Source organism: Caballeronia cordobensis, from assembly GCF_001544575.2.
In the GTDB taxonomy this organism is placed as follows: domain Bacteria; phylum Pseudomonadota; class Gammaproteobacteria; order Burkholderiales; family Burkholderiaceae; genus Caballeronia; species Caballeronia cordobensis.
The window spans coordinates 1-15,159 of the sequence record NZ_FCNY02000001.1; the positions used below are offsets into that span (position 1 = coordinate 1).

The 15,159-nt window shown below is 64.9% G+C and carries 9 protein-coding genes; 1 reads left to right on the forward strand and 8 read right to left on the reverse strand.

Going from position 1 to position 15,159, the window contains the following annotated elements; genetic code table 11:
* Window positions 1-588 precede the first annotated feature (588 nt).
* The 4 genes from fghA to AWB70_RS00020 all read right to left on the reverse strand — a co-directional run bounded on the left by fghA (window position 589) and on the right by AWB70_RS00020 (window position 5,351).
* Window positions 589-1,440: an S-formylglutathione hydrolase gene (gene fghA, locus AWB70_RS00005; RefSeq protein ID WP_053567519.1), complete on the reverse strand. Its 852-nt coding sequence runs from the start codon at window positions 1,438-1,440 to the stop codon at window positions 589-591.
* 14 nt (window positions 1,441-1,454) lie between these two features.
* Window positions 1,455-2,561, reverse strand: coding sequence for an S-(hydroxymethyl)glutathione dehydrogenase/class III alcohol dehydrogenase (locus AWB70_RS00010; protein WP_014190570.1), 1,107 nt, complete (start codon window positions 2,559-2,561; stop codon window positions 1,455-1,457).
* A 27-nt stretch (window positions 2,562-2,588) separates the two neighbouring features.
* Window positions 2,589-3,803 (reverse strand): AGE family epimerase/isomerase, encoded by a 1,215-nt coding sequence (locus AWB70_RS00015; RefSeq protein ID WP_053567518.1) that lies wholly within the window; start codon window positions 3,801-3,803, stop codon window positions 2,589-2,591.
* Window positions 3,804-3,905: 102 nt separating this feature from the next.
* Window positions 3,906-5,351, reverse strand: coding sequence for a xylulokinase (locus AWB70_RS00020; RefSeq protein ID WP_053567517.1), 1,446 nt, complete (start codon window positions 5,349-5,351; stop codon window positions 3,906-3,908).
* Between the two features lie 335 nt (window positions 5,352-5,686).
* Between AWB70_RS00020 and AWB70_RS00025 the strand changes: the two genes are divergently transcribed.
* Complete coding sequence (locus AWB70_RS00025) at window positions 5,687-7,078, forward strand: nucleobase:cation symporter-2 family protein (protein ID WP_053567516.1); 1,392 nt, start codon at window positions 5,687-5,689, stop codon at window positions 7,076-7,078.
* 153 nt (window positions 7,079-7,231) lie between these two features.
* On the opposite strand, the gene AWB70_RS00030 is transcribed toward AWB70_RS00025, so the two are convergent.
* The 4 genes from AWB70_RS00030 to AWB70_RS00045 form a co-directional block, all read right to left on the reverse strand.
* Window positions 7,232-8,698: an efflux transporter outer membrane subunit gene (locus AWB70_RS00030; protein ID WP_053567613.1), complete on the reverse strand. Its 1,467-nt coding sequence runs from the start codon at window positions 8,696-8,698 to the stop codon at window positions 7,232-7,234.
* A gap of 1 nt (window position 8,699) precedes the next feature.
* Window positions 8,700-11,879, reverse strand: a complete 3,180-nt coding sequence (locus AWB70_RS00035) for an efflux RND transporter permease subunit (RefSeq protein ID WP_060854042.1) — start codon at window positions 11,877-11,879, stop codon at window positions 8,700-8,702.
* Between the two features lie 18 nt (window positions 11,880-11,897).
* Entirely contained in the window at window positions 11,898-13,136 is a 1,239-nt protein-coding gene (locus tag AWB70_RS00040) for an efflux RND transporter periplasmic adaptor subunit (RefSeq protein ID WP_053567514.1), read from the reverse strand.
* Between the two features lie 496 nt (window positions 13,137-13,632).
* A complete protein-coding gene (locus AWB70_RS00045; protein WP_014190562.1) occupies window positions 13,633-15,159 on the reverse strand; it encodes an efflux transporter outer membrane subunit in 1,527 nt (508 codons plus the stop codon).

Consider the following 15,159-nt stretch of genomic DNA (forward strand, 5'->3'; position numbering starts at 1 on the left):
GCACTGCCCCTCCCCGGGGCGGGGGTAACTTTCTTTGCTGCTGCAAAGAAAGTCACCAAAGAAAGCAGCTTTGTCACCGCCCGCGGTCACACGCACGTTGGCCACTTTTCTCCTCGGGGAACGGCCCTCGCCTAAAGAGTGCCCTCACAGGACCAACCGGGCTTGGATCGCGCACGGTCTGACAAACCATAACTTCGAGCGCACTGGTGCAGCACAAAATAGCACCGGCACAGCGCTACGCGCTGCCGCTGGGTTTGCGAGGGAAACCAACGGAAGACGAGCGTGCACGCAAACCCGATTTACCCATCGGCCGCGAAGCGGGCTGGAGCTTGGAATGGCTGTACCCGTTTGTTGAACGGCGCGATGCGACAGACCGTGCGCGATCCAAGCCCGATGGGTCCTTCGAGGGCGACACTTAGGCGAGTGCCGCTTTGAAGGAGAAGAGTGGCCAAACTGCGTGTGACCGCGGGCCTGAAAAGCTGCTTTCTTTGGTGACTTTCTTTGCAGCAGCAAAGAAAGTTACCCCCGCCCCGGGGAGGGGCAGAGCCAATAGACCGACACGAATACAAGCTTCACGACAAAAAAAACTCACCGACACAAAACCCGCGCATGATGCGTCACATGCTCCCCGACAAAAGTCGAAATAAAGAAATACCCATGATCGTAGCCTTCGTGCCGCCGCACGACCACCCGATCATGCCCCGCCGCCTGCGCATTCCGCTCCAGCACCTCAGGATGCAGCTGCTCGGCAAGAAACTGATCCGCCAATCCCTGATCGATCAGAATCCCCCCTTCGAACCGTGACGCAGCATCGCCGGAAATCAACTCGCTGGCATCGTACTGCGCCCACGCCGCACGATCATCACCGAGATAGCCGGTAAAAGCCTTCACCCCCCAGGGACACTTCGAAGGCGCCGCGATCGGCGCAAACGCCGACACGCTGCAATACACATCCGGATTGCGCAACGCAAGCACGAGCGCCCCGTGCCCGCCCATCGAATGCCCGAAGATGCCAAGCCGGTCCCCACGCACCGGCAACTCCGCCAACACGACTTCCCGCAACTCCTGCGTCACGTACGAATACATCCGATAACGCCCCGCCCACGGCTCACGCGTCGCATCGACATAAAACCCCGCGCCGACGCCGAAATCCCACGCATCCTTCTCGCCGGGAATCTCCGCGCCGCGCGGGCTCGTGTCCGGCGCGATCAGCGCGATGCCATGCTCCGCCGCGTAACGCTGCGCGCCCGCCTTGATCGGGAACGTCTCTTCCGTGCATGTGAGGCCGGCGAGATAAAACAGCGCCGGCACCTTGCCCGAAGCCGCGCCCGCAGGCAGGAAAACCGAGAACCGCATCGGCAGGCCGATCGTCTTCGAATCGTGACGATAGATGCGCTGCACGCCATCGAAACAACGATGTTCTTCCACCAGTTCCAGCATCGACTTCTCCTCGATCAATAGATGACGACGGAACGGATCGACTCGCCCTTCTTCATGAGGTCGAAGCCGTCGTTGATCTGCTCCAGCTTGAGATGATGCGTGATCAGATCGTCGATGTTGATCTTCCCTTCCATGTACCAGTCGACGATCTTCGGCACGTCGGTCCGGCCGCGCGCGCCGCCGAATGCCGAGCCCTTCCATTCGCGGCCCGTGACGAGCTGAAACGGACGCGTGCTAATCTCTTCGCCCGCCGCCGCCACGCCGATGATGAACGACTGGCCCCAGCCCTTGTGCGTGCATTCGAGCGCCTGACGCATGAGCTTCACGTTGCCGACGCATTCGAACGAATAATCGGCGCCGCCATCGGTGAGCTGCACGATGTGATCGACGACGTTCTCCACGTCCTTCGGGTTGATGAAGTGCGTCATGCCGAACTTCTTCGCGAGCTCGACGCGCCCCGGATTGATATCGACGCCGATGATCTTGTCCGCGCCGACCATCTTCGCGCCCTGAATCACGTTCAGGCCGATGCCGCCAAGACCGAACACGACGACATTCGCGCCCGCCTCCACCTTCGCCGAATACACGACCGCGCCGACGCCCGTGGTCACGCCGCAACCGATGTAGCAGATCTTGTCGAACGGCGCGTCTTCGCGCACTTTCGCCACGGCGATCTCGGGCACGACGATGTAGTTCGAAAACGTCGAGGTCCCCATGTAGTGAAAGAGCGGCTTGCCGTCGAGCGAAAAGCGCGAGGTCGCATCGGGCATCAGGCCTTTGCCCTGCGTCGCGCGAATCGCCTGACAGAGATTCGTCTTGCGCGACAGACAGAACTTGCATTGCCGGCATTCCGGCGTGTAGAGCGGAATGACGTGATCGCCCTTCTTCAGCGTGCCGACGCCCGGGCCCACGTCCACGATCACGCCCGCGCCTTCGTGCCCGAGAATCGCCGGGAAAATGCCTTCGGGATCGGCGCCCGACAGCGTGTAGTAGTCGGTATGGCAGATGCCCGTTGCTTTCACCTCGATCAGCACTTCACCCGCGCGCGGGCCCTCGAGATCGACTTCCTCGATCGTGAGCGGCGCGCCCGCCTTCCATGCGATTGCTGCTTTCGTCTTCATCGTTCGACTCCCAGGTTATGAATGTCTTCAGCGCACGACGTTCAGGACTTCGTAGCATGCGCCCATCGTGTGATAGTCGGTCTTTCCGGCCGGGCTTTTCTCGTCGCTGTACTGGCGGTTGTCGCGCGTGAGGATGCGATACCACGCGCCCCACTTGTGATCGACGAAATGCGCCCAGCTATAGGCCCACAAGCGGTCGTAATCGCTCCAGTAGCGCGCGGCAAGCGCGGCGTCGCCATCGCGTTGCGCGCGATCCGCGAGCAAGGCCGCCGCCGCGAGCGATTCCGCCTGCACCCAAAAGTACTTGTCCTCGTCGTAGAACTTGCCGTCGGGATCGAAGCCGTACACCATGCCACCGTGCTCGTGGTCCCATGAAAGCGCCAGCGCGCGATCGAACAACTCCCGCGCGCGCGTTGCATGCCACGGCGCGGGCCGGTGACGGTCGAGAATCAGCAGCAGCTTCGCCCATTCGGTCTGATGGCCCGGCTGAAAGCCCCACGGCCTGAAAATATTGCTGCGATCGCCCTTGTTGTAGTCCCAGTCGATCGACCAGTCCGGCTTGTAGTGCTCCCAGACGAGCCCGCCCGCGAGCGACGCCTGACGGTTCACCATGTTGTCCGCGAGCAGGGCCGCGCGATCGAGATAGCGCGCCTCGCCCGTCGCCTCGAATGCGGCGAGCAGCGCCTCGCAGGCATGCATGTTCGCGTTCTGGCCGCGATAGTCCGACACGCGCCAGTCCGCGCTCGCTTCGTCCTTATAAAGACCATGCTGCGCGTCCCAGAAGCGCGATTCCATCACGTTCCAGGTTTCGTCGAGATACGCGCGCGCTTCGTCGAAACCGGCTTCGACGGCTTTCGCATAGGCGAGCACGACGAACGCGAGGCCGTAGCAATGATTGATGGCATCGGTGACGTCGCGGCCGTTCAGCGTCCACGCATAGCCGCCCGTCTGCGGATTGCGATGAAACGCGCGCAGATATTCGATGCCATGCGCCACGCCGCCGCGATATTCGTCGAGCCCGAAATGCTTGTACGCCATCGCGTAGTTGAAGACGAAGCGCGTGCTCGACACGAGATGCCGCGACGTGCGGTCATAGACCGTGCCGTCGTTCTTGTAGAAGTGATAGAAGCCGCCCGCCGGGTCCATGCAGTGCGGGTGATAGAAGGTCATCGTGCGCAATGCGTGATCGAGCAGGAACGCGCGCGAACGGAAATCAGGATGCGACGGTGTGGATGCGGCCATGGCAGATTTCGATGTGATCGTGATGAAGCGGGCGTCGTGAGCGCCCATATGAAGCCGCGCTTCATGAGCGGGGACGACGCGCTACCGCAGAGCGCCCCAAGTTTAAGCGGACTTGCGATTCGGCGCGAACCAGTCTTCGGCACGCTTGTACAGACCGATGAAACGCGCGAACCGTTCGTCGAGGGATGCATCCGCGCGCGGCGTCGCGGCGAGCGTGGCGCCAGGCGCGAGCGAACCGAGATCGTCGACGCGCCAGTGCCCCGCCACGATGCCGCCGAGCATCGCCGCGCCGCGCGTCGCGGCGTTCGGGCAATCGACGGCGTGCAGCTCGACGCGCAGCGCATCCGCAAGCAGTTGCCGCCAGCGCGGATCGACCGAGCCGCCGCCCGCAAGCCGCATCGCGTCGAGCGGCGTGCCGTTCTCGCGGATGGCGTCCAGTCCCGCACGCAATGCGAATGCCACGCCTTCGAACGCGGCGCGCATCAAGGTGCCGCGCGTGTCGTCGAGACCGAGGCCGAGCCAGCCGCCTCGCGCGTCCGGGTTCATCCACGGCGAACGCTCGCCGCTCAGGTACGGCAGGAAGCTCACCGATGCGCTGGCGTTCGCGCCGAACGCGTCGTCATACGTGTCGTGCCAGGACGCATAGCCGAGCCAGCCGCGCACCGCCTCCAGCGCCACGCCGACGTTCTGCATCGCCGCCATGCGATACCACGCGGGCGTCGCCGCGCGATAGGTATGCAGGCCGTGCACGGGCGCCGGCGCGTCGGCGCACAGGACGACGATCTGCCCGCCGGTGCCGGTGGTGAGCAGCGCATCGCCATCGGACGACAGACCGCTGCCGAGCGCGGCGCACGGCGTATCGCCCGCGCCGACGGCCATCGGAATGCCCGCGCGCAAGCCCAGTTCCGAAGCCGCTTCCTTCGACAACGCGCCGCCGCGTTCATGCGATGCCGCAAGCGGCGCGAACCATGCGCGCGGCAAGCCGAGCCGCCCGATGAGCGCGTCGTCCCACGCGCCGGATGGCGTCGCGAGCGCGGTGGCACAGGCATCGGACGCATCGGTGACGAAGCTCGCGGGCGCACCGCCGCCGAGCTTCGCGCGCAGCCAGTCTTTCGGCTGCAAGGCCCAGCGGGTTTCGGCCGCGACCTGCGGTTCGTTTTGCGCGAGCCAGCGCAGCAACGGCCCCGCCATGCCGGGCGCGACCGGATTGGGCTGCGGCGGGCCCCACGCGTCGAGCAGATCGCGGGCGCGCGTGTCGGGCCAGAGCATCGCGGCGCGCAATGCGCGGCCATCGGCGGCGGTCGGCACGACGCCGTGCATCTGTCCGGAGAAACCGATTGCACTCACCGCGTCGCGCTCGTTCGCGGGCAGACGCGAAGCGGCATCGACGAGCGCCGAGTACCACGCATCGACGGTGGTTTCGGCCCAGCCGGGATGCGCGCTCGTGACCGCGTACGCCGCATTGGCGAACGCGATTTCGCGCCCGTCTTCGTCGACGATGGCGAGTTTGAGAGAGCCCGTACCGAGATCGATGCCTAAAAAACGCATGGGATGTCGAGTCTGAAAAGACGTTAGGGAAAACGCGTAAATCGCGGGTTTACCCCGCCATCGCGCGAGGAAGGCGAAAAATGGACTATACGCGCGGCGTGATGCACATCATAACGAGCGTCCGAAGATTGCGACCTTCCGTCACGCGACGAAATTCCTTGCGCATGCGTCGAACGCCTTGTGGCAAGGGCTTGCGCACGTTTGCGCCACCGGTGGCGCGCGAAACCCATATCGCCCCGCGAACGCGACGTATAGCGCCGTGCGGTCTTGTTCGTGCTTTTTTATGCCCGTAACTTGGAGGCCATTCAAACGGATTGGCAAACAAGGAGAGAGACATGGCGTTGGGTTCGACAGATTCCAGGGTGCATCCCGTCGACGAGCGGTTGCCGACCGGCCAGTTGCTGACACTCGGCATTCAGCACGTTCTCGTGATGTACGCGGGCGCCGTCGCGGTGCCGCTGATCCTCGGCGCCGCGATGAACCTGCCGAAAGACCAGATCGCGTTCCTCATCAGCGCGGATCTGTTTTCGTGCGGCATCGCCACCTTGATCCAGACGCTCGGTTTGTGGATCTTCGGCATTCGCCTGCCCGTCATCATGGGCTGCACCTTCGCCGCCGTCGGCCCGATGGTCGCGATCGGCACGAATCCCTCGCTCGGCATTCTCGACGTGTTCGGCGCGACGATCGCGGCGGGCGTGATCGGCATCGTGCTCGCGCCGATGATCGGCAAGCTCTTGCGCTTCTTCCCGCCGGTCGTGGTCGGCACCGTGATCGCGGTGATCGGGCTTTCGCTGATGGGCGTGGGCATCAACTGGGCGGCGGGCGGCATCGGCAATCCCGACTACGGCAATCCGGTGTATCTGCTGCTCTCGCTCGTCGTGCTTTCGCTGATTCTGCTCATCAACAAGTTCGCGCGCGGCTTCATCGCGAATATTTCAGTGCTGCTCGGCATCGTCGTGGGCTTCGGCATTGCCGCGATGCTCGGCCGCGTGAATATGGAAGGCGTCGCGCACGCACCGTGGGTCGGCATCGTGCTGCCGTTTCACTTCGGCATGCCGCATTTCGACGCGCTTTCCGTGGCGACGATGGTCATCGTCATGTTCGTGACGTTCATCGAATCGACCGGCATGTTCCTCGCGGTCGGCGATCTGGTCGAGCGTCCCGTCGATCAGAAGGCGCTCGTGCGCGGCTTGCGTGTCGATGGGCTCGGCACGTTGATCGGCGGCATCTTCAACTCGTTTCCGCACACCTCGTTTTCGCAGAATGTCGGTCTGATCGGCGTGACGGGCGTGAAGAGCCGTTTCGTCTGCGCGACGGGCGGCGTGATTCTCGTGGCGCTTGGCCTCTTTCCGAAGATGGCGCAGGTCGTGGCTTCGGTGCCGCCGTTCGTGCTCGGCGGCGCGGGCATCGTGATGTTCGGCATGGTGGCGGCGAACGGCATCAAGACGCTTTCGCGCGTGGACTTTTCGAAGAACCAGCACAACCTGTTCATCGTCGCGGTGAGCGTCGGCATGGGGATGGTGCCGGTCGTCGCGCCGAAGTTCTTCACGCAACTGCCGCACGCGCTCGAACCGATTCTGCATAGCGGGATTTTGCTGGCTTCGGTGACGGCGGTGGTGCTGAACATCGTGTTCAACGGCGTGCGCAAGGAACGCCAGGCGCGCCGCGAAGCGCACGAAGCCGCGCACGAGTTCGAAGGCGCGGCGCATGCGGGCGATGCGCATTGAGGAGTTTGGGCTGTGCTTGCTGGGTGTTTGCGTTGTGCGCCGCGGTGGGAGCCGCGGCGTTTTTTTTGCTGACGAAATGAACAACACCCCAGACGCCGAAGTTCGATCGTCTGGGGTGTTCCAATGGGGCGAAGCGCGACTTGAGGCGAAGCGCTAGCCCGCCCCCACCTCCCGCGGCACATCCCCCGTCCGCTCGATCCACCCGCCGCCCAACGCCTGATACAGCGTCACGAGACTGGCGAGCCGCTGCGTCCGCGCCGCAATCAAGGTCTGCTGCACCGCGTAGAGATCCTGCTGCGCGGTCAGCACACCGAGATAACTATCGACGCCCTGTCTATAGCGCAGCGCCGAAAGATCGAGACGCCGCTGCTGCGCGGCCGTATCGCGCTCGAGCGCCGCGATTTGCTGATCGAACGTGCCACGCGCGGCGAGCCCGTCCGCGACATCGCGGAACGCCGACTGAATCGTCTTCTCGTACTGCGCGACTTCGATCTTCTTCTCGATGTTCGCGAGATCGAGATTCGCCAGGTTCTGCCCGCCTTCGAAGATCGGCAACGTAATGGTCGGCGCGAAACCCCACGCCGCCGAGCCCGCAGCGAACAATCCGCCGAGCGACGGGCTCAGCGTGCCGAAGCTGCCGGTCAGCGAAATGCGTGGGAAAAACGCCGCGCGCGCCGCGCCGATGTTGGCATTCGCCGCGAGCAGGTTCTGCTCCGCCTCCATGATGTCCGGCCGCCGCAGCAGCAGATCCGACGGCACGCCCGCCGGAATGTCCGTGAGCAGCTTTTGGCCGTCGAGCGGCATGCCGCCCGGCAGGTCAGCGGGCATCGGCTCGCCGAGCAGCAGCACGAGCGCGTTCACTGCCTGCGCCCGCGCGCGCTCCTGCGCCTGAAGGTTCGCCGCCGCGCTCTCCATCACCGTGCTCGCCTGGCTCACATCGAGTTCCGACGCCGCGCCATTGTCGAATTGCAGCTTCACGATGCGGTACGAGTCGCTCGCGCTCTTCAAGGTCTGACGCGTGACGGCGAGCAGATCATCGGCTTGCAGCACTTGCAGATACTGCGTCGCCACTTGCGACACCAGCGAAATCTCCACCGCCTTGCGCGCGTAGCCCGTCGCGAAGTACTTCGCGAGCGCCTGATCCTTCAGGCTCTGCACGCGGCCGAACAAGTCGATCTCCCACGACGCGTTCAGTCCCACCGAATACGTGTTCTGAATCGTCTGGTTGAACAACGACATGTTCGCCGGCGTGCGCTGCTTCGACTGGCTGGCCTGCGCCCCGAGCGTCGGGAACAGCTCCGAGCGCGTGATGCGGTATTGGGCCTGCGCGGCCTGCACGTTGAGCATCGCCACGCGCAGATCGCGGTTGTTCTTCAAGGCGATGTCGATGAGCCGCTGCAAGCGCGCATCGACGAAGAAATCGCGCCAGCCGATATCCGCCGCGAACGCGCCGTTCGCTGAGCGCGCGCCGTCATGCGCCGCGGCTGGCTGCGTCGCGTAGACGCCGCCCGTCGGAAAGCTCGACGACACCGGGGCCGCCGGACGCTCGTACTTCGGCGCCATCGTGCAGCCGGTCGCCAGTGCGGCGATGGCCGCCGCAATCAAGGAAAGTCTACGCATGTCAATGTCCTTCGTTGCCCTGCTGGGCGCGCCGCTGCGCGTCATAGCGCGCGATCGCGGCAGCCGCGTCCTCCTTGTCGCCGCCGAAACGCGCGCGCACGACGACGAAGAACATCGGCACCATGAAGATCGCGATGAAGGTCGCGGTGATCATCCCGCCGATCACGCCCGTGCCGATCGCGTGCTGGCTCGCCGCGCCCGCGCCGTTGCTGATCGCGAGCGGCATCGTGCCGAGAATGAACGCGAGGGATGTCATCAGGATCGGACGCAGGCGCAGGCGCGCCGCTTCTATCGCCGCCGTGACCGGACCCATCTTCTGCGAGACCTGAAGGTCACGCGCGAACTCGACGATCAGAATCGCGTTCTTCGCCGATAAGCCCACCGTGGTCAGCAGGCCGACCTGGAAGAACACGTCGTTCTCCAGACCGCGCAGCGATACGGCCAGCAGCGCGCCGATCACGCCGAGCGGCACGACCATGATCACGGAGAAGGGAATCGACCAGCTCTCGTACAACGCCGCGAGACACAGGAACACGACGAGAATCGAGATGCCGTACAGAACCGGCGCCTGCGAGCCGGACTGGATCTGCTGGAACGACAGCCCCGTCCATTCATAGCCCACGCCCGCCGGCAGCTTCGCCGCGAGCGCTTCCATCGCGGCCATCGCCTGGCCGGTCGACTTGCCCGGTGCGGCAATGCCCTGAATCTCGGTCGACGAAAGCCCGTTGTAGCGCTCCAGCTTGGGCGAGCCGTAGCTCCATTCGCCCGTCGCGAACGACGAGAACGGCACCATCGAGCCCGATGAATTGCGCACGTACCAGCGATTCATGTCTTCGGGCGACATGCGGAACGGCGCGTCGCCCTGCATGTACACCTTCTTGATGCGGCTGTCGGTGTCGAGGAAGTTGTTCACGTACTTCGAGGCCCACACGATCGAGAACGTCTGGTCGATCGTGGACGGCTCGATGCCTTGCGCGAGCGCCTTCTCGCGGTCGATGTTCACCTTGAACTGCGCCGTGTCGTTCAGGCCGTTCGGACGCACCTGCGCGAGCGACGGGTCTTTCGCCGCCATGCCGAGCAGCATGTTGCGCGCGTCCATGAGCTTCTCGTGACCGAGACCGGCGCGATCCTGCAACTCGAAGTCGAAGCCCGACGCCGTGCCGAGTTCGGGAATCGACGGCGGATTCACCGGGAACACGAGCGCGTTCTTGTAGCCCGCGAAGCGGCCGAAGGTGCGCCCGACGAGCGCCTGGATCTTCTCGTTCGCGGCCGTGCGCTGCGCGAAGTCCTTCAGGCGCACGAACACGAGGCCGGAGTTCTGTCCGCGGCCCGCGAAGCTGAAGCCGTTCACCGTGAACACCGACTCGACGATCGAATGCTCGTCTTTCAGCAGATAGCCGGACACGTCGTCGAGCGCGCGCTGCGTCATTTCCTTCGTCGAGCCGGCCGGCGTCGCGACGAGCACGAACATCGTGCCCTGGTCTTCATCGGGCAGGAACGCCTTGGGCAGGCGCGTGAACATCAGCGCGACCGCCGCGATGATCACGAGATAGAGGATCAGAAAACGCCCCGAGCGCTTGATGACGTGCGACACGCCGGTGTGATACTTCTCCTGGCTCCGTTTGAACGTGCGGTTGAACCAGCCGAAGAAGCCGGTCGTTTTCTCCTCGTGCCCCTTCGGCAGCGGCTTCAGGAGCGTCGCGCACAGCGCGGGCGTCAGGACCATCGCGGTGAACACGGATAGGCCCATCGCGGAGACGATCGTCAGCGAGAACTGGCGGTAGATCGCGCCTACCGACCCGCCCGTGAACGCGACCGGCACGAACACCGCCGCCAGCACGAGCGCCACGCCAATGAGCGCGCCGGTGATCTGCTCCATCGCCTTCTTCGTGGCTTCCTTGGGCGGCAGGCCTTCTTCCGACATTACGCGCTCGACGTTTTCCACGACCACGATTGCGTCGTCCACCAGCAAGCCGATCGCGAGCACGAGGCCGAACATCGACAAGGTGTTGATGGAGAAGCCCAGCGCCGACATGATCGCGAACGTGCCGAGCAGCACGACCGGCACCGCGATGGTCGGGATGATCGTCGCCCGCAGGTTCTGCAGGAACAGATACATCACGAGGAACACGAGCACGATGGCTTCGAACAGCGTCTTCACCACGTCGGCGATCGACTGCTTCACGAACGGCGTGGTGTCGTACGGATACTTCACGACGAGACCGGGCGGGAAGTACTTCGACAGTTCGTCGATCTTCGCGCGCACCGCGGTCGCCGTCGCGAGCGCGTTCGCGCCCGTCGCGAGCTGAATGCCGAAGCCCGCGGCCACGCTGCCGTTGTACTGCGTCTCGAACGTGTAGTTCTCGCCGCCTAGCGCGACGCGCGCGACGTCCTTCACGCGCACTCGCGAGCCGTCCTGATTCACCTTCAGCAGCACGTTGCCGAACTGCTCGGGCGTGCGCAGCAGCGTCGCCTCGGTGATGGTCGCCTGCATGGACTGGCCCGGCACGGACGGCGCGCCGCCGAGCTGACCGCCCGCGACCTGCACGTTCTGCGCTTGCAGCGCATTCTGCACATCGACCGGCGTGAGGCCGTAATTCGCGAGCTTGTTGGGATCGAGCCAGATGCGCATGGCGTACTGCGTGCCGAAGAGCGTCACCGTGCCCACGCCGTTGAGACGGCTGATCGGGTCCTGAACGTTCGAGGCCACGTAGTTCGCGAGGTCGTCGCGGCTCATGCTGCCGTCTTCCGACACGAACGCGAGCACGAGCAGGAAGCTGCTGCTCGACTTCGTCACGCTGATGCCAAGCTGCTGCACGACCTGCGGCAAATTGGGCGTGGCGAGCTGCAGCTTGTTCTGCACCTGAACCTGCGCGATGTCGGCATTGGTGCCCGCCGCGAACGTGAGCGTGACGGTCGCGGTGCCGCTGTCATCGGAAGTCGATGACAGATACAGCAGATGGTCGAGACCGCTCATCTGCTGCTCGATCACCTGCGTGACCGTGTTTTCGACGGTCTTGGCCGATGCGCCCGGGTACATCGCGGAAATTTGAATCGCGGGCGGCGCGATGGTCGGATACTGCGCGACCGGCAGCGTCGAAACCGACGCGACGCCCGCGAGCATCAGAATGATGGCGATCACCCACGCGAAGATCGGGCGATCGATGAAAAACTTGGCCATGTGGCGTGCCTCCCGTCCTTATGCGCCGGCAGCGCCGGCAGCGCCGGAAGCGCCCGAGGCCGCCGCGGGCTTGTCCGCGGGCTTGGCAGCGGTCTGGTCCGCGCCCGGGTTCGGCGCGGCGGGCAGATGCGCGGGCACCGCCTTCACTTCCATGCCCGGCCGCACCTTGTCGATGCCCTCGACGATCACGCGCTCACCCGCATTCAGGCCGCTGTCGACCACCCAGCTCTGGCCGTAGGTGCCCGACGTCACGAGCGGACGCAGCGCCACCTTGTTGTCCTTTCCGACGACCATCGCGAGCGCGGTGCCCTTCTGGTCGTGCGTGACGCCCTGGACCGGCACGACGATCGCCTTGGGATTCACGCCTTCCTCGATGCGCGCGCGCACGAACATGCCCGGCAGCAGCACGCGATCCGCATTCAGAAAGACGGCGCGCACCGCGACCGAGCCGGTGGACGGATCGACGGTCACATCGCTGAATTGCAGCTTGCCCTGCTCGGGATAGACACGGCCGTCTTCGAGAATCAGCGTGACTTTCGCGGCGTGCGGGCCGCTCGTCGAAAGACGGCCTTCCTGAATCTGGCGACGCAGCTTGAGACCGTCGAGGCTCGACTGCGTGAGATCGACGTACATCGGATCGAGCTGCTGGACGGTCGCCATCAGCGTGGCCTGCGCCGCCTGCACGTAGGCGCCCGGCGTGACCTGCGAGATCCCGACCTGCCCCGTCACGGGCGACTTCACGTCCGTGTAGCCCAGGTTGATCTGCGCGGTTTCGATGGCCGCCTTCGCCGAAGCGACATCGGCCTGCGCCTGACCCAGCGCCGCGACCGCGTTGTCGTAGTCCTGCTTGCTCACCGCGCTCGATGCGACTAGCACCTTGTAGCGTTCGGCCTGCGCGTTCGTCGAAACGAGATTCGCCTGCGCCTTCGCATACGACGCCTTCGCGTTGTTCAGTTGTGCGATGAACGGTGCGGGGTCTATCTTGTACAGACGCTGACCGGCCTTGACGACGCTGCCCTCGGTGAACTCGCGGCGCAGCACGATTCCATCGACGCGCGCACGCACCTGCGCATCGAGGAACGCGCTCGTGCGGCCCGTCAGTTCCGCGGTGACGGGCACGGCCGCCGTGTCGAGCGTGACGACGCCCACTTCCGGCGTGTGTTGCGCCATCGGGGCATGTTTCTCTCCGCAGCCGGCCGCCAGCAGAGCGGCCGTCGTGACACCGATGAGGCGGAATGGAATCCGTTTGGGACGCATGGAACGCAGACCTCCGTAAGTGCTAAAAATGAAAGACGAGCGCGCGCCCCCCGCTCATGGCGGGACGCGCACGCGACGTGTTCAGTGCGATGCGGGCGAACAGAAGGCGGCGCTGGCCGAACCAATGGGCCGGATGCGCGTCGTAAGTGGCTGTTCACCGCGTCGCATGGCAAAGCGCCGCCGGACCATCCGGCGGAGTCATCCCCGCCTCGGGATGAAAGCCATGTTTTTTGGATACCTAAATGAAATTCGCTCTCGGGCGACAGTCTTCGAGCCGGATGCAGCGATGGCTGAGACAAGCAGCCGATTATAGAGATCGCCCGCGCCGAGACTGACTAAACGGCAGGCATAACTGTGATAATTTGACTCTGATTAAAACAAATGCGGTAAAGGCGCGCAGCGGCCTATACCGCACGGCGAATTCCCGCGCGATTGCGAGCGCGCATGAAAAAGCCCGGCGCGGGGCCGGGCTCTGTTGCATCGTGCCGACGCGGCTTCAACTCGCCGCGGGCGCCGAGGCGGGTTGCGGCGCGCCTTGCGAGCCGTAGTCGACGGGCGCATCCGCCGGGCGCGGGACATCGCCGGAACGCTCGATCCATCCGCCGCCCAGGAACTGATACAGATCGACGAGGTTGGTCAGGCGGTTCAGGCGCGCCGTGATCAGCAACTGCTGCGCCTCATAGAGCGCCGTCTGCGCGGTCAGCACCGCCAGATAGCTGTCCACGCCGTTGCGATAGCGCAAGTCCGACAGCTCCAGCCGGCGGCTCTGCGAATTCACGAAGCGTTCGAGCGACTTGATCTGCTCGTCGAAGGTGCCGCGCGCGGCGAGACCGTCGGCGACTTCGCGGAAGGCCGTCTGGATCGCCTTCTCGTAATTGGCGATCTCGATGCGCTTCTGCACGTTCGCGAGATCGAGATTGGCCTTGTTCTGGCCGCCCTCGAAGATCGGCACCGTGATCTGCGGCGCGAACGACCACGCCGCCGACCCCGGCTTGAAGAGACCGCCGAGCGTGGGCGAGAGCGTGCCGAAGCTGCCCGTCAGCGAAACGCGCGGGAAAAACGCCGCACGCGCCGCGCCGATGTTCGCGTTCGCCGCGAGCAGCGACTGCTCGGCCGCCGCGATGTCGGGACGGCGCGCGAGCAGATCGGACGGCAGGCCCGCGGGAATGTCGGAGAGCAGATTCTGCGTGTCGAGCGGCATGCCCGCCGGCAGATCGGCCGGCAGCGGCTCGCCCACCAGCAGCACGAGCGCGTTTTCCGCCTGCGCGCGCAGACGCGACTGCGTTTGCAGATTCGCCTGCGCCTCTTCGACGACGCCTTCCGACTGGCGCAGATCCAGCTCGGTGCCGGTGCCGTTCTCGTATTGCAGCTTCGTGATGCGGAACGACTCCTGCGCGGTCTTGAGCGTGTTCTGCGTGACGGTGAGCGCGTCGTCGAAGGCGAGCATCGTCAGATACTGGTCCGCCACCGACGACACCAGCGCGATCTCCGCCGCCTTGCGCGATTCCGCCGTCGACAGATATTGCGCGAGCGCCTGATCCTTCAGGCTGCGGATGCGCCCGAAGAAGTCGATTTCCCACGACGCGTTCAGGCCGACCGAATACGTGTTGGAGATCGTGTTGCCGAAGAACGAGAGATTCTTCGGCGTGCGCTGCTTGCTCTGCGACGCGCTGGCATCGAGCGTCGGGAAGAGCGCCGCGCGCGTGATCTGATACTGCGCACGCGATGCCTCGACGTTGAGCACCGAGACGCGCAGGTCGCGGTTGTTCTTCAGCGCGAGCTCGACGATCCGCTGCAGGCGCGCATCGGCGAAAAAGTCGCGCCAGCCGATGTCCGGCGCGCTCTGCCCGTTCGCGGTGCGGCCATTGCTCGCCGTCGACGACGCATCCGGCTGGTGCGCGTACACGCCACCCTCCGGAAACGTCTGCGCGACGGGCGCCGCCGGCTGCTCGTACTTCGGCTGCAGCGTGCAGCCGGCGGCGAGCATGGCCGCGGCGGCCGCGATCAACGAATGTTTAATCAT